Annotated in this window: 18 protein-coding genes; 8 read left to right on the plus strand and 10 right to left on the minus strand. The window is 69.2% G+C overall.

All coding sequences use genetic code 11. The features are described from left to right. Positions 1-31 precede the first annotated feature (31 nt). Both ABD817_RS00270 and ABD817_RS00275 read right to left on the minus strand, forming a co-directional pair. Positions 32-1,423 (minus strand): pyridoxal phosphate-dependent decarboxylase family protein, encoded by a 1,392-nt coding sequence (locus ABD817_RS00270; RefSeq protein WP_344913564.1) that lies wholly within the window; start codon positions 1,421-1,423, stop codon positions 32-34. Between the two features lie 94 nt (positions 1,424-1,517). Next, positions 1,518-3,098 (minus strand): succinic semialdehyde dehydrogenase, encoded by a 1,581-nt coding sequence (locus ABD817_RS00275; RefSeq protein ID WP_344913567.1) that lies wholly within the window; start codon positions 3,096-3,098, stop codon positions 1,518-1,520. Positions 3,099-3,187: 89 nt separating this feature from the next. On the opposite strand from ABD817_RS00275, the gene ABD817_RS00280 reads away from it, so the two are divergent. Together ABD817_RS00280 and ABD817_RS00285 are read left to right on the plus strand one after the other, a co-directional pair. Then, positions 3,188-5,488, plus strand: a complete 2,301-nt coding sequence (locus ABD817_RS00280; RefSeq protein WP_344913570.1) for a beta-propeller domain-containing protein — start codon at positions 3,188-3,190, stop codon at positions 5,486-5,488. A gap of 204 nt (positions 5,489-5,692) precedes the next feature. Further along, positions 5,693-8,605: a M36 family metallopeptidase gene (locus ABD817_RS00285; RefSeq protein WP_344913573.1), complete on the plus strand. Its 2,913-nt coding sequence runs from the start codon at positions 5,693-5,695 to the stop codon at positions 8,603-8,605. Between the two features lie 269 nt (positions 8,606-8,874). Here the strand turns inward: ABD817_RS00285 and ABD817_RS00290 are convergent, their stop codons facing one another. Both ABD817_RS00290 and ABD817_RS00295 read right to left on the minus strand, forming a co-directional pair. Further along, positions 8,875-10,047: a 4-hydroxybenzoate 3-monooxygenase gene (locus ABD817_RS00290; RefSeq protein ID WP_344913575.1), complete on the minus strand. Its 1,173-nt coding sequence runs from the start codon at positions 10,045-10,047 to the stop codon at positions 8,875-8,877. A gap of 223 nt (positions 10,048-10,270) precedes the next feature. Beyond that, positions 10,271-11,008 carry a helix-turn-helix domain-containing protein gene (locus ABD817_RS00295; RefSeq protein WP_344913578.1) on the minus strand — a complete coding sequence of 246 codons (738 nt, stop codon included), beginning with the start codon at positions 11,006-11,008 and terminating at the stop codon, positions 10,271-10,273. Positions 11,009-11,167: 159 nt separating this feature from the next. Between ABD817_RS00295 and ABD817_RS00300 the strand changes: the two genes are divergently transcribed. Next, positions 11,168-11,992, plus strand: coding sequence for a siderophore-interacting protein (locus ABD817_RS00300; protein WP_344913581.1), 825 nt, complete (start codon positions 11,168-11,170; stop codon positions 11,990-11,992). A 49-nt stretch (positions 11,993-12,041) separates the two neighbouring features. Beyond that, positions 12,042-12,197, plus strand: a complete 156-nt coding sequence (locus ABD817_RS00305) for a hypothetical protein (RefSeq protein WP_344913584.1) — start codon at positions 12,042-12,044, stop codon at positions 12,195-12,197. Between the two features lie 96 nt (positions 12,198-12,293). Here ABD817_RS00305 and ABD817_RS00310 read toward each other — a convergent pair whose 3' ends face one another. The 3 genes from ABD817_RS00310 to ABD817_RS00320 form a co-directional block, all read right to left on the minus strand. Next, positions 12,294-14,036: a glycerol-3-phosphate dehydrogenase/oxidase gene (locus tag ABD817_RS00310; RefSeq protein WP_344913586.1), complete on the minus strand. Its 1,743-nt coding sequence runs from the start codon at positions 14,034-14,036 to the stop codon at positions 12,294-12,296. A gap of 332 nt (positions 14,037-14,368) precedes the next feature. Then, entirely contained in the window at positions 14,369-14,662 is a 294-nt protein-coding gene (locus ABD817_RS00315; protein ID WP_344913589.1) for a hypothetical protein, read from the minus strand. Continuing rightward, a complete protein-coding gene (locus tag ABD817_RS00320) occupies positions 14,649-14,900 on the minus strand; it encodes a hypothetical protein (protein WP_344913591.1) in 252 nt (83 codons plus the stop codon). Before ABD817_RS00320 ends, ABD817_RS00315 begins: the two co-directional genes overlap by 14 nt. Before the next feature lie 271 nt (positions 14,901-15,171). On the opposite strand from ABD817_RS00320, the gene ABD817_RS00325 reads away from it, so the two are divergent. The 4 genes from ABD817_RS00325 (at position 15,172) to nagA (ending at position 18,406) form a co-directional block, all read left to right on the plus strand. After that, a complete protein-coding gene (locus ABD817_RS00325; RefSeq protein ID WP_344913593.1) occupies positions 15,172-15,927 on the plus strand; it encodes an XRE family transcriptional regulator in 756 nt (251 codons plus the stop codon). Positions 15,928-15,936: 9 nt separating this feature from the next. After that, positions 15,937-16,404, plus strand: a complete 468-nt coding sequence (locus ABD817_RS00330; protein ID WP_344913596.1) for an NUDIX domain-containing protein — start codon at positions 15,937-15,939, stop codon at positions 16,402-16,404. A 187-nt stretch (positions 16,405-16,591) separates the two neighbouring features. Then, complete coding sequence (locus ABD817_RS00335; protein ID WP_344915552.1) at positions 16,592-17,116, plus strand: NUDIX domain-containing protein; 525 nt, start codon at positions 16,592-16,594, stop codon at positions 17,114-17,116. A gap of 153 nt (positions 17,117-17,269) precedes the next feature. Then, positions 17,270-18,406, plus strand: coding sequence for an N-acetylglucosamine-6-phosphate deacetylase (gene nagA / locus ABD817_RS00340; RefSeq protein WP_344913599.1), 1,137 nt, complete (start codon positions 17,270-17,272; stop codon positions 18,404-18,406). A gap of 168 nt (positions 18,407-18,574) precedes the next feature. Here the strand turns inward: nagA and ABD817_RS00345 are convergent, their stop codons facing one another. Genes ABD817_RS00345 through ABD817_RS00355 form a run of 3 tightly spaced genes read right to left on the minus strand, consistent with a single transcriptional unit; the run spans position 18,575 to position 20,298 of the window. Further along, a complete protein-coding gene (locus ABD817_RS00345; protein ID WP_344913602.1) occupies positions 18,575-19,666 on the minus strand; it encodes an IS630 family transposase in 1,092 nt (363 codons plus the stop codon). A gap of 30 nt (positions 19,667-19,696) precedes the next feature. Further along, on the minus strand, positions 19,697-19,876 hold the full coding sequence (locus ABD817_RS00350; protein WP_344913605.1) for a hypothetical protein: 180 nt from the start codon (positions 19,874-19,876) through the stop codon (positions 19,697-19,699). A gap of 17 nt (positions 19,877-19,893) precedes the next feature. Then, on the minus strand, positions 19,894-20,298 hold the full coding sequence (locus ABD817_RS00355) for a hypothetical protein (protein ID WP_344913607.1): 405 nt from the start codon (positions 20,296-20,298) through the stop codon (positions 19,894-19,896). Positions 20,299-20,300 lie beyond the last annotated feature (2 nt).

Consider the following 20,300-nt stretch of genomic DNA (forward strand, 5'->3'; position numbering starts at 1 on the left):
CCTGGTCCATCTGCCGTAAACGAGGCCCTGCTCACCGGGGACCGGTCGTGGTCTCCGGTTCGGTGATCCGGTCGAGCAGCGCCTCCAGCGTCTTGTCGTCCGTGGCGGGGGCCATGACGGTGATCCGCAGGTGGCGGACCCCGCCGACCTCCGCCGAGGTCAGGTGGAAGGCGCCGTCGTCCATCAGTCGCTCGCGGATGCCCACCTGGTCGCCGGTGCCGTACCAGAAGCAGACGATGTTGCTCTCCGGCTCGTACGGGCACTCGAAGCCCGGCCGCTCGCGGGCCAGTTCCCAGAAGCGGTGCGCGGTGGCGTACTGGCTCGCGACGTACTCGCCCAGGCCTCGCTCACCCCGCCAGGCCAGGTTGAGGAAGATCTTCAGCCCCAGCTCGGCCTTGCTGCACTCCACGGTCCTGCCGATGAGGTCGAAGCCCTGCTCCCCGTAGAACAGGTAGCTGGCCCGCTGCCGGAAGGCCGCGTCCAGGTCGCCCTCGCGCCGGGTCAGGACCGCCGCGGCCAGGCTGGAGGTACGCAGCATCTTGTGCGCGTCCCAGATCAGCGAGTCGGCGAGGTCGATCCCGTCGAGCAGGTGGCGGTGCCCCTCGGAGAGCAGCGCGGAGGCGCCGTGGGCGCCGTCCACGTGGAACCAGACACCGTTGGCGGCGCAGAACTCCCCGATCCCGCGCAGGTCGTCGTAGAGGCCGGTCCCGGTCGCGCAGGCGTTCGCCACCAGGGCCATCGGCCGCCGTCCCGCCCGGCGCACCCGCTCCAGGGCCTCGGGCAGGCGGGCGACGTCGATCCTGCCGAGCGCGTCCACGTCCAGCGACATGACCGCGCGCTCCCCCAGCCCGAGGATCGCGGCGGCGCGGGTGAGCGAGTAGTGGGACGACACCGGGGCCAGCAGTGCCAGGTCACCGGGGACGCCCTCGGTCCACGCGCCGGGTGCGGCCGAGGCCCGCGCGGCCAGCAGCGCGGTGAGGTTGGCGAGCGAGCCGCCGTGGGTGAGGACCCCGCCGCCCGCCTCGCCGAAACCGGCTTTGCTCAGCATCCAGCGCAGGACCTCGAACTCGACCGTCGCCGCCGAGGCACCCATCTCGTAGATCGCCATCGGGTTGTTGTGCGCGCCGTGCACGAAGTCGGCGAGCGCCGAGGGGAAGTCGGGGGCGGCGACCTGATGCCCCAGCTGGGCGGGGTGGTGCAGCCGGGTGCCCTCGGCGAGGTAGACGCGGAGGAACTCCGCGTACCCCTCCGGCGTCATCCCGCCTTCGCGGATCCACCGCGCGAGCCCGAGCCGCCCGGCCAGCTCGCGCGGGGGTGTGCGACGGATGACGGGCGCCACTCCCCGCTGACTCTCGTCCACGTAGGCGGCCAGCTCGTCAACGGTCACACCCGCCGCGCGTACGAACTCTTCGACATTCCACATCACACCGGGATCCTGCCAGCCACGTCGTCCGGCGCGTACGAGGGCTCCGAGGGCTCCGAGGGTGACCTTGACGACCCCGGTGGCCCCGGGGTCCTCACTTCAGGTGGAGCGTCTTCATGATTTTGAAGGCGGTCGCGAGGGTGTCGGCGTACTTCTCGTACGCCATGCCGAGGATCGGCTCGAAGCCCAGCCAGGGCGCCTGGCTGGAGACGGTCTGCCCCTCGGTGTATCTCAGCAGCCCCTCGGTCCCGTGGCGGCGGCCGAGACCCGAGGACTTCATGCCGCCCATGGGCGCGTCGTAGGAGGCGTAGGCCGACCCGTAGCCCTCGTTGATGTTGACCGTGCCCGCCCTGATCCGGGAGGCCAGCGCCCGCCCGCGCGGCACGTCGCGGGTCCAGACGGAGGCGTTGAGCCCGTACGCGGTGTCGTTGGCCCGCTCGACCGCCTCGTCGTCGTCGCCGACGCGGTAGATCGCGACGACGGGGCCGAAGGTCTCGGCGCGGCACAGCTCCATGCTCTCGTCGACGCCGGACAGGACGGTGGGCTCGTAGAACAGCGGGCCGAGGTCGGGGCGGGCCCTCCCTCCGGCGAGGACCCGGGCGCCCTTCGCGACGGCGTCGTCCACGTGGGCGCCGACCGCCTCCAGCTGCCTCGGGGAGGAGAGCGAGCCCATCTGCACGTTCCAGTCGAGCCCGGCACCGAGCCGCATGTTCCCGACCTGCCGGACGAACCGCTCCACGAACGCGTCGTACACGGAGTCGTGGACGTAGAGCCGCTCGACGGACAGGCACAGCTGCCCGGCGTTGGTGAAGCAGGCGCGCAGCGCGCCCTGGGTCGCGGCGTCGAGGTCGGCGTCGTCGAGCACGAGCATCGGGTTCTTGCCCCCGAGCTCCAGCGAGCAGCCGATCAGCCGTCTGGCCGCCTCCTCGGCGACCTTCCGGCCGGCCCGGGTGGAGCCGGTGAACGCGATGTAGTCGGCGTCGTCGAGCAGCGCCTCGCCCACCTCCGAAGGGTCGCCGAGGACGACCTGCCAGATCTCGCGGGGCATGCCGAGGGAGACCAGCAGGTCGATCGTCCACAGCGTGGACAGCGCGGTCTGGGTGTCGGGCTTGTGGACGACGGCGTTCCCGGCGAGCAGCGCGGGGACGACGTCGGTGACGCCGAGCGAGAGCGGGTAGTTCCACGGCGAGACGAGCGCCACCGTTCCCCGGGGCTGGCGCGTCTCGACCGTCCTGGTGGCGACGGGCAGGATCCCGGCCCGCCTCCTCGGCTCCAGCAGGCCGGGGGCCCTGCGCGCGTAGTACAGGGTGCAGCCCGCGACGTCGAGGACCTCCTCGAAGGCGTGCCTGCGGGCCTTGCCGGTCTCCCACTGGACCACGTCGAGGATCTCCTCGCGGCGGTCGAGGATGGCGTCGTGCAGGCGCAGGAAGGGCTCGGCACGCTCCCGCGCGGGCCTGGCCGCCCACGCCCGCTGTGCCTCCCGCGCCGCGGCGTGGGCGGCGCGGACGTCGTCGGCGGTGGAGACGGGCAGCTCGGCGAGGACCTCACCGGTGAACGGCGCCGTGATCTCCCGCGTCTTCCCGCCGGAGGTCACGTGCCGTACGACGCGCTCGATCATGCGGGGGTCGAGAACCCGTGTCATCTCGGCCCGTGTCGTTTCAGGGGGAACGGCCATGTTCGCAGGGTAATCGCGGGAGGCATGCCATGACTACCAGTGAGTAGCGGGGTGTTGAACCGCGCGGCCCCCCGATCCGTCGTAGGGGCATGAGGACATCGATTCGTACGGCCGGCGCGGTCACCCTCGCCGCCGCGCTGCTCGCCACGGCGTGCACCTCGACGGGGACGAAGACCGCGGCGGGCCGTACGGCACCGGTCGATCTGGGGAACGTCAAGCTGGTCTCCTACAGCGGCTGTGACGACATGCTGGCCGGGCTGCGCGCGGCGACGGCGAAGAACGTCGGCCCCTGGGGCATCGGCGGCCCCGCGGTCATGTACGCGGAGGCGCGGTCGGACGCCGCCGCCAAGAGCACGGCCGGGGCGCCCGAGCACTCCACCACGAACACGCACGAGGCCGGGGTCGACGAGCCCGACCTGGTGAAGACCGACGGCGACCGGGTCGTCACCGTGAACCGCGGCGTGCTGCGGGTGGTGGACGCCGCGACCAGGAAGGTCACCGGCACGCTCAAGCTCGTGGACGCCGAGCAGGTGTGGGCCCCGGCCGACCTGCTGGTCAGCGGCGACAGGGCGCTGGTGCTGTTCTCCGGTGGCGGGATCATCCCGTACGGCGCGACGGCCAAGCGCGCGGCGAGCCCGGGACCGCGCTACGTCCTCGTCGACCTGTCGGGGAAGCCGAAGGTGATCGGCTCGCTCACCCCCGACGGCTCCCACGTGGACGCCAGGATGGTCGGCTCGACCGTGCGGATCGTGGTCCGTAGCCAGCCGAGGATCGAGTTCCCCGACGCCGGGCCCGACCTGTCGGACAACGAGCGCACCCGGCGCAACGCGGAGATCGTGGCCAAGGCGCCGATCGAGGCGTGGCTGCCGAAGTACGAGCTGACAACTGCGGACGGCGAGACCTCGGAGCGCACGGTCGACTGCGGGCGGGTCAGCCACCCCGCGGAGTACACCGGGACGTCGATGCTGACCATGCACAGCCTCGACCTGTCCCAGGCGCTCACCGAGACGGCCCCGATCAGCGTCGCGGCCGACGGCGACACCGTCTACGGAACGGCCTCCAGCCTGTACGTGGCGAGCAACCCGCGCTGGTGGTGGCCCCGGCCGATCGACTCGATGGTCGTCGAGGACACCCCGGCGACCCCGGCTCCCACCCCGGTGACCCCCGCGCCGTCCGGCTCCGTGAGCCCGTTCGCCACCCCCGCGGCGCCCGATCCCGCGAGCCCACCCGTGGCGCCCGGTTCCGCGAGCCCACTCGCCACGCCCGGTTCCGCGAACTCGCCCGCGACGCCGGAGCCGGTGCCCGCGACGCCCGCCGCCGCGTCGGGCCTCGACCCCGCTCCGAGCCTGCTCCCCGAGCCCTCGTCGGGCCAGACCGTCACCGTCACCCCGACCCACACCCCCGCGCCGTCCCAGAGCCTCAGCCTCCCGGCGTCCCCGATCCCCTCGCCCACCGAGACCGCCCCGCCGACCCCGACGGCCGAGGTGACCCCGGAGCAGCCGCCGGAGGAGACCGAGGTCCACCGGTTCAACATCACCGCGGCCGGGGCGCCCCGCTACGTCGCCTCGGGCAAGGTTTCCGGCAGGCTGCTCAACCAGTACTCGCTGTCGGAGTACGAGGGACACCTGAGGGTCGCCACCACCTCGACCGCCACGCAGAACGCCTCGGCCGCTCCCCCTACCGCTCCCCCGGACACCTCCAGCGCCGTCTACGTGCTCGACGCCGACACCCTGGTCAAGACCGGCGAGGTCGGCGAGCTCGGCCAGGGCGAGCGGATCTACTCGGTCCGCTTCATCGGCCCCGTCGGCTACGTCGTGACGTTCAGGCAGGTGGACCCGCTCTACACGCTCGACCTGCGCGACCCGGCGGCACCGAGGAGGACGGGCGAGCTGAAGATCACCGGCTACTCGGCGTACCTGCATCCGGCGGGCGACGGGCGGCTGATCGGCGTGGGCCAGGAGGCCAGCGAGGAGGGCCGCACGCTCGGCACCCAGGTGTCGCTGTTCGACGTGAGCGACCCGGCCAACCCGCGCCGCCTGTCGCAGATGTTCCAGAAGGACTCGGGCTCGGAGGCCGAGTGGGACCCGCACGCCTTCCTGTACTGGGCGAAGACGGGGATGGCGGTCCTCCCGCTGAGCTCGTGGACGGGTACCGAGCAGACCAACGGGACCGCCCTGGTCCTCACGATCGACGACTCCGCGGTCACCAGGACCGGCACGGTCGTCCACCCGAGGCCCAAGCCGGCGAAGAACACCGGCTTCGCCCCGTACGACCCGGGCATCCGCCGCTCGGTCGTCATCGGCGACAGCCTGTGGACGGTCTCCGACCTCGGTCTCAAGGTGAGCGACATGAAGGACCTCGCCGACCGGGCCTGGATCCCGTTCTCCTGAACCCCTCGCGACCTGGCGAACTCCCGCGTCCCCGGCCCGACCGCCGGGGGCGCACCCGTTTGCACGCTCCAAAGCCCCTATAACACTGACATATACACCTTTACAAGATCTTGTCATGACACTTGAATCGGTGTTACTTCTTGCGCAACACACGCGATCTGCGTGTGGCATGGCCGGCGACGGCCATATTTCGCAGGAGGATCGGTGTCGACCAAACCCTGGTCACGCGTTACCGTCATCGCCGCCGCCACCGCGGCGCTCGTCATTCCCCTGCCGGGGGTCGCCCAGGGCGAACCCGGCGGCCAGCCCCCCAAGGTCCACGACTTCCAGGCCGAACACGGCGCCAAGCCCGACCTGGACAACCGGCGCGGCAGCGTCGCGCCCCCGACCACACTCTCCAGGTCGGCGGCGGCGAGCATCGCGACGATCCGGTGGAACTCCCTCGGTACCCCGGCCGTCATCTCCGGTTCCGCTCCCCTCGCCGAGGGCCTGGACGCCGACCCCGAGCGGGCCGCGCGGGCCTACCTCAAGGCGAACGAGAACCTCTTCGGGCTCTCCGGCGAGGCCGTGGACGCGCTTGAGAAGATCGCCGCCAACCCCATCGGTGACGGGTACGCCGTACTGCTGCGGCAGAAGTTCGGCGACCTGCCCGCGGGAGTGGACGGGCAGGTCGTGGTCGGCGTGAAGGGCGGCAAGGTCCTCCACGTCACCTCGACCCTCTCCCGCTCCTCCGAGGCGCCTCCCGCCGCCAGGCTCACCGAGCAGCAGGCGCTGGAGATCGCGGCCAGGGACGGCGGGATCGACCTGGCCACGGCCAGCGTCAAGAAGGCCACCGCCACGGCGGTGCCCGCGCCCGACGGGACGCACAACGCGTTCCAGATCACCCTGATCGGCGGCGGCGAGGGCGAGCCCGCCGCGTACACGACGCACGTGGACGCGGTGAGCGGCGAGATCCTGACCCGCGAGAACCTGGTGGACCACCACAGCGCGCCGGACGACCCCAGGTGGAAGGCGTTCACCGCCAATCCCCCGGCCGACTACTCCTCCACCGACACCCGCGTGACGTGGTGCTCCAAGACCGGTCCCGGCTGCGCCGTCGTCGGGGCCGACCCGGCCACCGGCAAGGCGTGGGACGTCGACCACACCACGGACACCCCGACGAACACGAGCGTCGGCAACGCCGCCAAGACCGTGGAGAACCGCGCCAGCGGCGACGCGTTCTCCGTCGGCACCCGCAGCAACGTGGCCACGCCCAGCCGCGAGTACGTCTACCCGTGGACCAACAAGTGGTACACGGCCAAGTGCGACCCGGCCTCCCTGGACCAGCCCGGCGAGGCCGACCTCGAAGCCGCCATCTCCAACCTGCACGTCATGCACAACCGCATGCACGACTGGTCCTACCGGCTCGGCTTCACCGAGACCGCCTGGAACATGCAGAACGACAACGGCGAGCGCGGCGGCCTCGGCGGCGACCCCGAGCAGGGCAACGCCCAGGCGGGCGCCCGGGTGCTCAGCGTGCGCGACAACGCCAACCAGATCACCGGTCCCGACGGCGTCGCGCCCATCACCAACATGTACATGTGGCAGCCGATCGCGGGCTCGTTCTACTCGCCCTGCGTGGACGGCGACTACGACATGTCGGTGATCGGGCACGAGTACACCCATGCGATCTCCGGCCGCATGATCGGCGGCCCGAACGCCGGGTGGAGCGGCGCCCAGGCCGGGGCGATGAACGAGAGCACCTCCGACCTGTTCGCGATGGAGTACCTCTCCGAGTACGGCTTCCGCCCCGCGGGCGACACCCCGTACGTCACCGGCGGCTACGTCACCGGTGACAAGAAGGCGGGCATCCGCAACTACGACATGTCCGACTCCCCGCTGAACTACAGCGACATCGCGTACGACATCGTCGGCCAGCAGGTACACGCCGACGGTGAGATCTGGTCGGCGACCCAGTACGACGTGCGCAAGGGCTTCCTGCAGAAGTACGGCCAGGGCACCCCGGCCAGGCAGAAGGCGTGCGCCGACGGCACGACCCCGCTCGGGGAGTGCCCCGGCAACCGCCGCTGGGCGCAGGTCTCCTTCGACGCGCTGCTGCTGATGGCGACCGGCGCGGTCAGCTACGTCGACCACCGCGACGCGCTGCTCGCGGCCGACGCCATCCGCTTCGGCGGCGCGAACCAGGCCATCATGTGGCGCGCGTTCGCCGAGCACGGCCTCGGCCAGGGCGCGGCGAGCGTCGGGGCCAACGACCCCGACCCGACGCCGAGCTTCGTCGACCCGTCCGGCAAGAACGGGAAGATCCAGCTCAAGCCGCTGCTCGACGCCAAGGACGCCGCGCTGCGGCTCTACGTCGGCGACTACGAGGGCCGCGTTGTGCCGGTGGCCGACACCGACCCGGCGACCCCGCTCGGCGACACCGTCGAGATGACCCCGGGGCTCTACGACTTCGTGGTCGCGGGCAACGGGTTCGGGCACACCCGGGTGAAGTTCGCGGTGCTGCCCGGCCTGAAGCTGCCGCTGCCGCTCGCGATTCCGAAGAACCTCGCCTCGGCGGCGCTGGGCGCCACCGCGACCGGTGACGGCGTCAACCAGGCGAAGCTGATCGACGAGACGGAGGCGACGAACTGGGCCTCGCTGACCGGACCGGTCAAGGGCAAGGGCGTCACCGTGGACCTGGCCGGTACCAAGCCGGAGAAGATCCGCCGCGTGCAGGTCAGCGCGATGCTCCGGCCCCCCGCCGCCACCGACCCGGCCGACCCCGGCACCCAGAACCGCTTCAGCGCCCTGCGCGCCTTCGAGGTCCTGGCCTGCGACGCCACCAAGAAGGACTGCTCCTCCCCCGCGTCCTTCTCGGTCGTCTACACCAGCCCGTCCAACGCCTTCGACACGCGCAGGCCACGTCCTCGCGGCGCCGACCTGGTCATCGAGTCCTTCAAGATCCCCACGACCACCGCGACCCACCTGACCCTGCGGGCCGTCTCCACCCAGTGCACCGGCAACCCGGTCTACGCCGGTGAGCAGGACGCCGACCCCAACTCCGCCACCGACTGCGCCACGGCCAGCCCCGCCAGGGACCACCTGCGCGCGGCCGAGTTCCAGGCCTTCACCCGCTAGTCCTCCCGGAGCCCGTCAGTCCCTCCGGAGGAATCCCCGGGTCCCGAGCTTCTCGGGACCCGGGGCTTTCGGGTTTCTGGGGCTTCCTTCGGGTTTCTGGGGCTTCCTGAGGGCTCTCCGGGTCCGAGGGATCCGGTTTCTGAGACTTTCCGGGGCCGGGGGCACCTTCCGGGTGAACAGCACCGGGATTGCCGGAGGCTTTGGCATGCCCCTGGTCTTGTGGACCCGAAGCCTTCGACCCACCTGAAGATCCGAGGTCCATACAGGCCCTAGTTGGTTCCGGCGGTGAGCTCGCCGAAGAGCTTGTTCGCCGTGGGAGAGGTGAACAGGCGCTGCAGTTCAGCTCGGGCGACCTGCTTGCGGAACTCCCCTTCGTAGGAGGCGTCGCCGGCGTTGTGCATGAGGTCGGTGATCCATGAGGCGAACGCCTGGTAGTTCCAGATGTGGCGCAGGCAGTCCGGGGAGTAGCTGTCGAGCAGGCTCCGATCACCCTGCCGGACCTGGTGGATGACGGCGCGGGCGAACACTTCGGTGTCGTGGAGGGCGAGGTGGATTCCCTTCGCGCTCATCGGCGGGACGATGTGGGCGGCGTCCCCGAGCAGGTACAGGTTGCCGTAGCTCATCGGGTCGAAGACCACGCTCCGAAGAGGGACGATCCGCTTGTCGATGATCTGACCGGTCGATGGCGGGGTGCCGAAACGGGCTTCCAGTTCGCTCCAGATACGCTCGTCCGGCCACTGCTCGGGGGTGTCGTCGAGCGGGCATTGAAGGTAGAGGCGGGTGGCGTGGGCGCCGCGGTGGATCATTCCCGCGAGGCCGCGCGAGTGGATCGCCATGCCTGAGGGGCTGGTCGGTGCCGCGGCGAGGACGCTGAGCCAGGAGTATCCGTGCTCGTGGGAGTAGCGGGTCAGGGCGTCGGCGGGGATGGTCGCCCTGCTGATCCCGTGGAAGCCGTCGCAGCCGGCGATGAGGTCGCAGGACACGCCCCTCGCCGAGCCGTCCGCGTCGCGGTAGCGCACCAGGGGACGGTCGCCGTCGATGTCTTCGAGGGACACGTCGGCGGCCTCGTAGCGAAGGTCGCCGCCGTCGCGCAGGAACACGTCGGTGAGATTGCGGACGAGGACCTGCTGAGGGCAGAACATGCTCTCGTTGTCCTCGTCCTCCATGTCCATCGGCACCCCGTGCCCGTCGATGAAGAAGCCGCCCTCCTCGCGCGGGATGGGGTCGCCCTCCAGCACCTCCTGGAGTCCCCACTCGCGGAACATGCGTACCCCGAAGCCGTCGATGGTCCCGGCCCGCTGGCGCTGCTCGACGTAGGAACGGCTGTGCTTTTCCAGCACGACGCAGCTGACGCCGTTGCCCAGCAGGAAGTTGCCGAGCGTCAGACCGGCCACCCCGGCTCCGACGATGACGACCGTGGTGGTCTCGTATGTTTCGGCCATGAAGTCCCGACCCTCCTTGAAGAACACGGTGGTCGAACACGCCCGAGGCGTGAACGACGGCGCCGCGCCGGACGACGCGGCACGCGTTCGACCACTGTGGACCCGGTACGGAAAGGCAGCCAACCGTTAAATAGACACTGAATACCGGAAAACCGCCAACTGTCTCCTTCGCCCCATGCAGGATCGACAGGAGCCACCTCTCGCGCCCGGCGTCGTCGAGTGGCTACTTCGGGTCGTCGCGCAGACCTGCCTGGTAACGGCCGGGGGTCTGGCCGACGACCTCGGTGAACGCGTCGATGAAGCTGGACGGATTGGACCACCCGCACGCCATGGCGGTGTCGGTGACCGACAGGCCGTTGGCGAGATGAGCCAGAGCGTGGTGGATGCGCAGGGTGGTGCGCCAGCGGTGGAAGCCCATGCCGAGCTCGGTGTGGAACAGGCGGCTCAGGGTTCGCTCGCTCGCTCCGACGGCGCGTCCCAGCTCGGCCAGGGGGGCGGGCCGGCCGGGATCGGCATGCAGGAGATCGGTGGCGGCGCGCAGCCGGTCGTCGCGGGGTTCGGGCAGGTGCAAGGACTGCTCAGGGGTATCGGCGAGCTCGTCGACCGCCACCGCCAGCAGTCGCTCATAGGCGCCGGGCCGGAACCGCTGTCTGTCGGTCAGCGCCAGCAGGCATTCGCGCAGCAGCGGGCTGACCGCGAACACACTGGGATGAGCTACCAGCCCGCCACATAGCCCGACCGGGATGGTGAGGAGGCGAACGTCGGTCCTGCCGTAGAAGCGATGGGAGTGGACGAACCCCGGCGGCGTCCACGTCACGCGGTTGGCCGGGGCGACCCAGGTCCCGCGTTCGGTCGTGGTGGCCAGGGTGCCGGCGGCCGCGTACACCAGCTGGCCCTGGATGTGGGAGTGAGGGTCGAGGTGGTAGCCGTGCGGAAGCCATCCTCCACCGGAAGATGTCATCTCCCATGGTGTCGAGGACTCCGGGACAACGTGGCGGCTTTCCGGCATCAGCCGACAGTTTACCGGTGGCCGCGCGGCCACGGCATACGCGACGGTGGTTCCCATGATCGTGGTCCTCATTATCGACACAGCAGCGCGCGCCACGGGGAGTGGATAGCGATGGCAGCCAGGAACCGGCGTCCGCACCACCGGCGCATGCTGACGCTGACCGTCCGGGACACCGAGCGGATCAGCCCGCACTTCGTGGCCGTCACGCTGGGCGGAGACGATTTTCACCATCTGGAGCGGACCGGGTACGACCAGTCGGGCCGCCTGTTCTTCGGCGACCCCGGACAAGACGAGGTCGTACTGCCCAGCAGTGAGAGATGGATGCTCCAACGCACCCTGCAATCGGCTCGACAGCGTCCTCGCGTCAGGTCGTATTCGATCCGGCGCTTCCGGCCGGAGGCGTCCGCGTTCGACATCGAAATCTCCATCCATGGACCGCACGACCCGGCCGCCGCGTCCGGGACCACCGCGCCGGGGAGCGTCTGGGCACTGGCCGCCGAGCCCGGCGACGAGGTCGCCTTCCTTGACGAGGGCCACAGCTACCGGCCTGTCCCACAGGCGGCCTGGCAGCTTCTCGTCGGCGACGAGAGCGCGCTACCGGCGATTCTCGCCATCTTGGAGAGCTCCGCCGACGCGCTGCCCGCCGTGGTCTTCCTCGAAGTTCCCGGCAGCGAGGACATCCGTAGCGAGGTCACCGCGCCCACGGGAACGAAGATTCACTGGCTGCCCCGCGACGACTCCTCCGTCAGGCCGGGCACCCTCGCCCTGCGAGCCGTGAAGGACGCGCGACTGCCTCCCGGTCCCTTCTACGCCTGGGCGGCGGGCGAGTCCTCGCTGGCGGGCGGCGTTCGCAGGCACCTGGTCGGCGAACGCCACGTCTCCAGGTCCGACATCACTTTCCATGGCTACTGGAGATACGGCAGAGCCAGCCTCTGACCGCGTCGCGCCCTCACGCTCTGGCGTCGGAGCAGGGAGTCGCGCCCCCATGACGGCCGGCACCGGTGGGGCCGGACGAGGCGAGTTCACCTTCGATATCGACATCGAGGCCGAGCCGGCCAAGCTCGATGGCGGGTGGCGGTCGCCGCGCCCCACGCGGGTTACCGAGTCCGGATTGGCCCCGAAGCCGCGGGCGAAGGTCTGACGACCTTGGTGAACTCCGGGGCCGTCATCCCCGAAAAGAGCGACCGGGCGGCCAACCGTGAGACCCGCGGTTCCCAGGCTTCCCGGTTCTCGGGGACTACACCGGGTTCGTCTCGGGACTGGCCACCGGCACGATCTCCGGGGCGCCGAGGCGGATGGCGTCGGCCTCCTGGTCGGTGTCCTGCTCCTGGGAGAGGCGCTCGGACTCGACGCGCTTGGTGTAGTACTCCACCTCGCGCTTGATCTGCTCGGCGTCCCAGCCCAGCGGCTCGGCGAGGAGCTGGGCCGCCTCCTCGACCACGGCCAGCCCCCGATGGAAGGTCTCGATCGAGATGTGCGTACGGCGGGTCAGCACGTCGTTCACGTGCCGGGCGCCCTCGTGGGTCGCCGCGTAGACCACCTCCGCCCGGAGGTAGTCGTCGGCCCCCGTCAGCGGCTTGGCCAGCGACGGGTCCCGCTCGATCAGCGCCAGGACCTCGTCGATCATCGACCCGTACCGCTGGAGCAGGTGCTCGATCCTGGCCACGTGCAGCCCGGAGGACTGGGCCAGCCGCTGCCGGGAGTTCCACAGCGCCTGGTAGCCCTCGGCCCCGGCGAGCGGGACGCGGTCGGTGCAGGAGGGCGGGACCCGCTGGTCCAGGCCGTGCGCCACGGCGTCGACCGCATCCTTCGCCATAACACGATATGTCGTGTATTTTCCACCGGCCACCATGACCAGCCCCGGCACGGGGTGGGCCACCACGTGCTCGCGGGAGAGCTTGGACGTCTCCTCCGACTCCCCCGACAGCAGCGGGCGCAGCCCGGCGTAGACGCCCTCGACGTCCTCGCGGGTGAGCGGGACAGAGAGCACCTCGTTCACGTGGTCGAGGACGTAGTCGATGTCCGACCGCGACGCCGCCGGGTGGGCCCGGTCCAGCTCCCACCGGGTGTCGGTGGTGCCGACGATCCAGTGACGGCCCCAGGGGATGACGAACAGCACCGACTTCTCGGTGCGCAGGATGATCCCGGTGAGGGAGTGGATCCGGTCGCGCGGCACCACCAGGTGGATGCCCTTGGAGGCGCGTACGTGGATCTGCCCGCGCCCGCCGACCAGCTCCTGGATGTCGTCGGTCCACACGCCGGTGGCGTTGACCACCTGGCGGGCCCGTACGTCCATCTCCCTGCCGGTCTCCAGGTCGCACACCCGGACCCCGGTCACCCGCTCCCCCTCGCGGAGGAAGCCGACCACCTGCGCCCGCGAGGCGACATTGGCCCCGTACGTGGCCGCCGTCCGCAGCAGGGTCATGACATAGCGGGCGTCGTCGACCTGGGCGTCCCAGTACTGCACCGCGCCGGAGAAGGCCGTCCTGCGCAGCGCGGGCGCGAGCCGCAGCGCCCTCGTACGCGACAGGTGCCGGTGGCCGGGCACCCCCCGGGTGAGACCGGCGGAGAAGCCCATCGTGTCGTACATCACCAGGCCCGCGCCGACGTAGGGCCGCTCCCAGCCGAAGTGTGTCAGCGGGAACAGGAACGGCACCGGCCGCACCAGGTGCGGGGCGATCCGCTGCAGCAGCAGGGCCCGTTCCTGGAGCGCCTCCCTGACCAGCTCGAAGTTGAGCTGTTCCAGGTAGCGCAGCCCGCCGTGGATGAGCTTGGACGACCTGGAGGAGGTCCCCGAGGCGAAGTCGCGCGCCTCCAGCAGCCCGACGGACAACCCCCGGGTCGTCGCGTCCAGCGCGACCCCCGCTCCGACGACCCCGCCTCCGATCACCACCACGTCGAGTTCTTCGGCGCTCATCTGCGCCAGTGCGGCGGATCGCTCGGCAGGACCGAGCCGTCCGGTGCCCATTCGCGCCGTCATTCTGCAACCCCCTGGGGTACGGCTTGTCGCCTTACGTGAGGTATCTACCCATATACCCTAGGCATCATTACCGACCAGTAGGAAACGGCCGCGGTGATTCACGCCATACCCCCGTGAACAGCGAGAATACAACGAGCGACCAAAGGGAGGGCAACGCCGCGGGAACGCCTCGCCGAGATTGGTGAACTCCAGGCCGGGCACCCGCCGACCAGCCCACGGGAACGGAAAACCGGTCTCGGCACCGGCCGGAAGCGACGGACCGCACTTCCCGGCGTGATCTTGAGTAGGCGTGACCGCGTGAGGCCCCTCCAGATCTCACACGGCCACGCCGTCTAACGGGCGCTTCCGGACAGCAGCCCTGTCCAGATCGCCCGAGCTTCACCGATCGAATAGACGAAGGTGTCGTGGATTTCGGGACTGCGGTCGAGCTGGACGGTTCGCCGGATGAACGCCTTCCCACCGCCCTCGTACAGCTCGTAGACCGTGGCACGACACAGGCAGGTCCACCGCACCGAGCGAGCCCGCTCAAGCACCGAATCCGCGTACCGTCGCCGCCACTCCAGCCGCACGTGATCCCGCTGAACCATGGCCACGTGCGGACTCAGGCACTCGTCAAGCAGGATCACAACGCGCTCCCGCCGTCAGCTCGGACGGGGGATGGACCTCGCGCAGCTCCACATAGCGGAACGCGATCCGACGAGCGGCCTGGACAGCGTCCCCCGCCGGATGCCAGGCGTAGACGGGCCGGTGCCGTCGGGCGTCCCAGCCGGTACGCCACCAGTAACGATCGTCCTTGCACCAGACGACCAGCCCCACCCACACCGACACCAGCGCCAGCCCGTACCCGTCATGGACGTCGGCCACGATTCCCTGGCGCTCCAGTTGGATTCGGAGTTCTTCGGCGATGTCAAGCGAGGTTATCGAGGTAGAGCCGGAACCGGTCATTGACGGCTTCATGTACCCGACCCCCAGATGGTCACAGTGTGTGATGGTCCGCTAACCATCGGAAACAAGTGAACCGAAGCGGAAGGGATCTTTGAACTTCGCCGAAGGCCGTTGTGAGGACGTGTTGGCGACCATGAAAACGTCCCAAGAAGGGCTTGAAACGTCCCACAGGGTCCTGTCCACTGAGAGCGTGAACGAGCGCCTACGTACAGCGATGCTGCGTCACGGTGTCGCGCTGGAGGATCTGGCCAAAATATGCGGAGTCGAGCCCAAGACCGTCGAACGCTGGATCAACACCGGCCGGGTTCCGCATCGCCGTCACCGCTGGGCAGCGGCCAAACTACTCGTGGCCGACGAGACCTATCTATGGCCTGACGTGCTGCGACACAGCGACACTCGTAAAAGTGCAGCCAATCGCTCCGAACTGCTAGAAATCTACGCCGACCGGGCGAGCGTCCCGCGTGAGCTGTGGCTGCGTCTTCTCAGTGCGACCCAAGAACGCATAGACGTCCTGGTCTTTTCCGGGACGTTCTACGCCCAGACACAACCGAAGATAGCCCGCATGCTCACTGAGGCGGCTCAACGCGGCGTGACGGTTCGCCTATGCTTCGGCGACCCCGGCTCCCAAGCCGTCGAGATCCGCGACCGCGAGGAGGGATTGGGAGGCACACTCGCGGCGAAAATCCGTTCTTCTCTCACCTACTACCGTCCCCTCACCGACCTTGACGGGTGCGAGGTACGGCTCCACTCGACGACGCTATACGCCTCCCTTTTCCGCTACGACGACGAGATCCTCATCAACCCGCACGCTTACGGCGAGCCCGCGTCGGCTAACGCGACCTTTCACTTCCGCCGACTCGACGGAGGAACGGTCGCAGACCACTACATGACATCATTCGACCGAGTGTGGGCCGGGGCCGTGCCGTGGTCCGGCGCCGAGATCTGAGGAAGACCCATGGGACGAGTCGAGTTCTGGAACGACCCGAACGCGCCGAAGGCCAACACCCTGGTCCCCGCCTGCGGAACCGTCACCGTCGACGACACCGGCCGCATCCTCCTGCAACGCAGGCGCGACACCGGCCAATGGGCACTGCCGATGGGCAAGATGGAGATCGGCGAGACACCCTCGCAGTGCGCCGTACGCGAGACCGAGGAGGAAACCGGGATCACCGTCGAACCGGTGAGCATGCTCGGCGTCTACTCCGACCCCGGTCACATCGTCGCCTACACCGACGGAGAGGTTCGCCAGGAGTACGAGGTGATGCTGATCGCCCGACCGATCAGCGGTCAGCCAGGAGCCAACAACGAGGCCAGCGACGTCCGATGGGTGGCGCCCCAAGACCTCCCAGCCCTCGATATCCACCCGACGCAATGGCGCCAGCTCAACGACTACCTGAACGGCGCGTACCCGCACATCGACTGAGACCGTCACCATCACTGAAACGATGCTCGACCGGATACAGGGCATGGAGTCCGAACGCATCGCCGAACGGATCACCATGGTGGCCAACGCTCTGCGGCCCTTCGACGCCCGCGTGGTCGAAGAGTTTCCGACACGTGCCCTTGTAGCGTGGTGCCGAGATCAGGTATCCACGCTGGGAGTACGCCGCATGCGCTGGCAGGTCCACTCCGAAGAACCTCTCTACACCGATCCGTGGCTTGATGTCCGAGTGGCGGATGTGGAGCTGCCCGACGGCAGGCACCTGAACCACCGGCTGATCCGTACCGCGCCGGGGGCCGGGGCCGTCGTCACCGACGATCGGCAGCGGGTGTTGCTGATCTGGCGGCATCGCTTCATTACCGACTCGTGGGGGTGGGAGATCCCCATCGGCAAGATCGAGGACGACGAGGAGCCGATCGCCGCTGCCGCGCGCGAGGTCGAGGAGGAGACCGGATGGCAGCCCGGACCGCTCCGCCCGCTGCTGCGCGTCCAGCCAACGAACGGCATCTCGGACTCGGTCCACCACATCTTCCGCGCCGACAGCGCCATCTACACCGGCCCGCCGACCGAGGCGTGGGAGGCCGAGCGCGTCGAGTGGGTACCTCTCGCCGACATCCGCGACCTGGTCGGCAAGGGCGACATCGTGGGCGGCACCAGCATGGTCGGACTGCTCTACGTCCTCACCGAGCCGTAGAAGGCGAAGCGCTCCGTGCCTGATCGGAGGTGGCTGTCAGCCAGAGCCCAGATGATCACGCTCATGAGCCATCCGACGTCGTTCCCGCCACAAGATCCCGGCGCCGGGAGTGCCGGGAGCCGGTTTTCGCGGGGACCCGCGAGGATGGGGAGCATGAGCATCACACTCGCCGACGCCCGCGTCGTGACCCCCGAAGGTGTCCACGAAGGCTGGCTCACCATCGAAGACGGCCACATCACCCACGTGGGCCAGGGCTCGGCCCCCGGCGCCGGGCTCGGTCTCGGCGGCCGGTACGTCGTGCCCGGCTTCGTCGACATCCACAACCACGGCGGGGCGGGCGGTTCCTTCCCCACCGGTGACCCGGACCAGGCGAGCCGGGCCGTCGACCTGCACGCCCGCCACGGCACCACCACGCTCATGGCCAGCCTGGTCACCGCGTCCACGGACGATCTGGCCAGGGCCGCCGCCTCCCTCGCCGACCTGTGCGAGGACGGCCTGCTCGCCGGGATCCACTTCGAGGGCCCCTACATCTCCGCCGCCCGGTGCGGCGCGCACAACCCGGCGCTGCTGCGCGACCCCTCGCCGGTGGAGCTCACCGGGCTGCTCAAGGCCGGACGCGGCCACGTGCGGATGGTCACCATCGCCGCCGAACTGCCCGGCGCGCTGGACACCGTACGGGAGGCGGTCGCCAACGGCGTGATCGCCGCCCTCGGCCACAGCGACGCCACCTACGAGCAGACGGTCTCCGGCATCGAGGCGGGCGGCAGCGTCGCGACCCACCTCTACAACGCGATGCCGCCGCTGCACCACCGCGACCCCGGGCCGATCGCCGCGCTGCTCCAGGACGAGCGCGTCACGGTCGAGCTGATCAACGACGGCGTGCACCTGCACCCAGCCATGACGCGCCTGGCATTCGAGGTCGCGGGCCCCGGCAGGACCGCGCTGATCACCGACGCGATGGCGGCGGCGGGCATGGGCGACGGCGTCTACGGGCTCGGCCCGATGACGGTGAACGTCGTGGACGGGGTGGCCCGGCTCGCCGAGGGCGGCGCCATCGCGGGCAGCACCCTGACCATGGACGTCGCGTTCCGCCGCGCCGTGCGCGAGGTGGGCCTGTCGCTGGCCGAGGCGTCCGAGATCGCCTCCCTGACCCCCGCGCGGGTCCTCGGTCTCGCCGACCGCCTGGGATCCGTCTCGGTCGGCAAGCGGGCCGACCTGGTGGTGCTCACCGACGACCTGGAGGTCTCCGGCGTCATGCGCGGGGGCGCCTGGATCACCGAGCCCCGCTGACCCCGCTGACCCCACTGACCACGCCGACCACCTAGATCACCGTCCCCGCGCGGGGCCTCCGGCGCCCCCGATCCGGCGCTCTTGAACCCGCGCCCCGGACCCGTGTCCCGGACCCGTGTCCTGGGTGCCCTGGACCCGCGCCCCGGCCGGAAAGCCGGGGCCGGAGAGCTAGTGTCCTGCGCCAGAAATTCGTCGGCAATATCGGGCTAAGGATTCGAGGATCTCCTCGGCGGTCTTCTTCCAGACGAACGGGCGCGGGTTGTCGTTCCAGTCGTCGATCCAGGCGCGGATGTCGGCCTCCAGGGCTTGCACGCTTTTGTGCGCTCCGCGCCGGATCATCTGGTCGGTCAAGAAGCCGAACCAGCGCTCGACCTGGTTGATCCAGGAGGAGCCGGTCGGGGTGAAATGCATGTGGAAGCGGGAATGACGGGCCAGCCACGCTTTGATCGCCGGGGTCTTGTGCGTGCCGTAGTTGTCGCAGACCAGATGAACGTCCAAGTCCGCGGGGACGCTCTTGTCGATCGTGATCAGGAATTTCTTGAACTCGGCGGCGCGATGCTGGCGGTGCAGTTCACCGATGACGGTGCCGTCGGCGACATTGAAGGCGGCGAACAGGCTGGTGATCCCGTTGCGGACGTAGTCATGGGTGCGCCGCTCGGGCATGCCCGGCATCATCGCCAGCACCGGCTGTGAGCGGTCCAAGGCCTGGATCTGGGACTTCTCATCCACGCACAACACCACGGCCCGCTCGGGCGGGTTGTGATACAGCCCCACGACGTCGACGACCTTCTCCACGAACAGCGGATCACTCGACAGCTTGAAGGTGCCGGCCTGGTGGGGCTTGAGGCCGAAGTCACGCCAGATCCGCCCGATCGTGGACTTCGACAGTCCGCTTCGGGTGGCCATCGAGGTCCTCGACCAGTGGGTGGCGTTCTTCGGCACCTGCTCCAAGGTCGTCACCACCACCTGCTCGACCTGATCCAGGGTGATCGAGGGCGGGCGGCCGGGGCGTTGTTCGTCCATCAGCCCCTCCAGTCGCAGCCGGACGAACCGCCGCCGCCATTCGGACACCGTGTCACGGTGAATCCGCAAGGCGGCGGCGATCTCGATGTTGTCCAGACCGTCCGCGCACGCCAGCACGATCTTCGACCGCATCGCCAGGACTTGTGAGGACTCCGCACGCCGGGCCCAGCGTTCTAATGTGGCACGTTCATCAGCGGAAAGTGTCACCGGAGTCTTGGGCCGTCCCGTCCGCGCCATGCAGCCCATTCTAGACTTAGCCGACGAACTTTAGACGCAGGACACTAGGTCGGCGAAGGCGTCGTAATGGGCGGCGGCGTGCTTGCTCAGCCAGGCGACGTAGGCGGCGCTCTGGCGCCGGTAGGCCTTGATGGTGTTGGTCGCCAGCTTGCACCGAACCCATCTGCGGTCGGCGATCGCGCCCAGTCTGTCACCGATCAGGCCTGGCACCGAGATCGAAATTGATTTTAATTTTCATGTTTATAGAAATTCAGTACGGCATTGCGTTGATCTTCGATGCTCACGACTTCAGACGGTTCTGCCGGTGAAAATATATCCACCATATCCTCGGAAGTGATTTTCCTGTCTCGCCTAAGATGATAGGCGAATCTCCCGTCTCCCATCTGTCTGGCCATGCCGGAAGGAAAAACATCAGGCCTTGCCCCCTGGCAGCACAGGAGAATTCCTTTGCTTTCTAGATCCTTTCTTATTTCTATTAGGCACTCGAAGAGATCGACGCCATGGACTTCCCAGGCAGGTCTTTTTTCATGCGCCACCATGACTGTTAATGGAGGACGGTCTGGGATTTCCAGAGTTACATGTCCACGTAGGCCGGAGCTGTTTATAGTTGTTAGGGTAACTCGATCGGTCATAA

The organism is Streptosporangium oxazolinicum (genome assembly GCF_039537505.1).
In the GTDB taxonomy this organism is placed as follows: domain Bacteria; phylum Actinomycetota; class Actinomycetes; order Streptosporangiales; family Streptosporangiaceae; genus Streptosporangium; species Streptosporangium oxazolinicum.

What these genes read in the sequence shown, in the direction of transcription:
- ABD817_RS00270 (WP_344913564.1), bottom strand. Translation starts at nt 1,423, where the DNA reads ATGTGGAATGTCGAAGAGTTCGTACGCGCGGCGGGTGTGACCGTTGAC.
- ABD817_RS00275 (WP_344913567.1), bottom strand. Translation starts at nt 3,098, where the DNA reads ATGGCCGTTCCCCCTGAAACGACACGGGCCGAGATGACACGGGTTCTC.
- ABD817_RS00280 (WP_344913570.1), top strand. Translation starts at nt 3,188, where the DNA reads ATGAGGACATCGATTCGTACGGCCGGCGCGGTCACCCTCGCCGCCGCG.
- ABD817_RS00290 (WP_344913575.1), bottom strand. Translation starts at nt 10,047, where the DNA reads ATGGCCGAAACATACGAGACCACCACGGTCGTCATCGTCGGAGCCGGG.
- ABD817_RS00295 (WP_344913578.1), bottom strand. Translation starts at nt 11,008, where the DNA reads ATGACATCTTCCGGTGGAGGATGGCTTCCGCACGGCTACCACCTCGAC.
- ABD817_RS00300 (WP_344913581.1), top strand. Translation starts at nt 11,168, where the DNA reads ATGGCAGCCAGGAACCGGCGTCCGCACCACCGGCGCATGCTGACGCTG.
- ABD817_RS00305 (WP_344913584.1), top strand. Translation starts at nt 12,042, where the DNA reads ATGACGGCCGGCACCGGTGGGGCCGGACGAGGCGAGTTCACCTTCGAT.
- ABD817_RS00310 (WP_344913586.1), bottom strand. Translation starts at nt 14,036, where the DNA reads ATGACGGCGCGAATGGGCACCGGACGGCTCGGTCCTGCCGAGCGATCC.
- ABD817_RS00330 (WP_344913596.1), top strand. Translation starts at nt 15,937, where the DNA reads ATGGGACGAGTCGAGTTCTGGAACGACCCGAACGCGCCGAAGGCCAAC.
- ABD817_RS00335 (WP_344915552.1), top strand. Translation starts at nt 16,592, where the DNA reads ATGCGCTGGCAGGTCCACTCCGAAGAACCTCTCTACACCGATCCGTGG.
- nagA (WP_344913599.1), top strand. Translation starts at nt 17,270, where the DNA reads ATGAGCATCACACTCGCCGACGCCCGCGTCGTGACCCCCGAAGGTGTC.
- ABD817_RS00345 (WP_344913602.1), bottom strand. Translation starts at nt 19,666, where the DNA reads ATGGCGCGGACGGGACGGCCCAAGACTCCGGTGACACTTTCCGCTGAT.
- ABD817_RS00355 (WP_344913607.1), bottom strand. Translation starts at nt 20,298, where the DNA reads ATGACCGATCGAGTTACCCTAACAACTATAAACAGCTCCGGCCTACGT.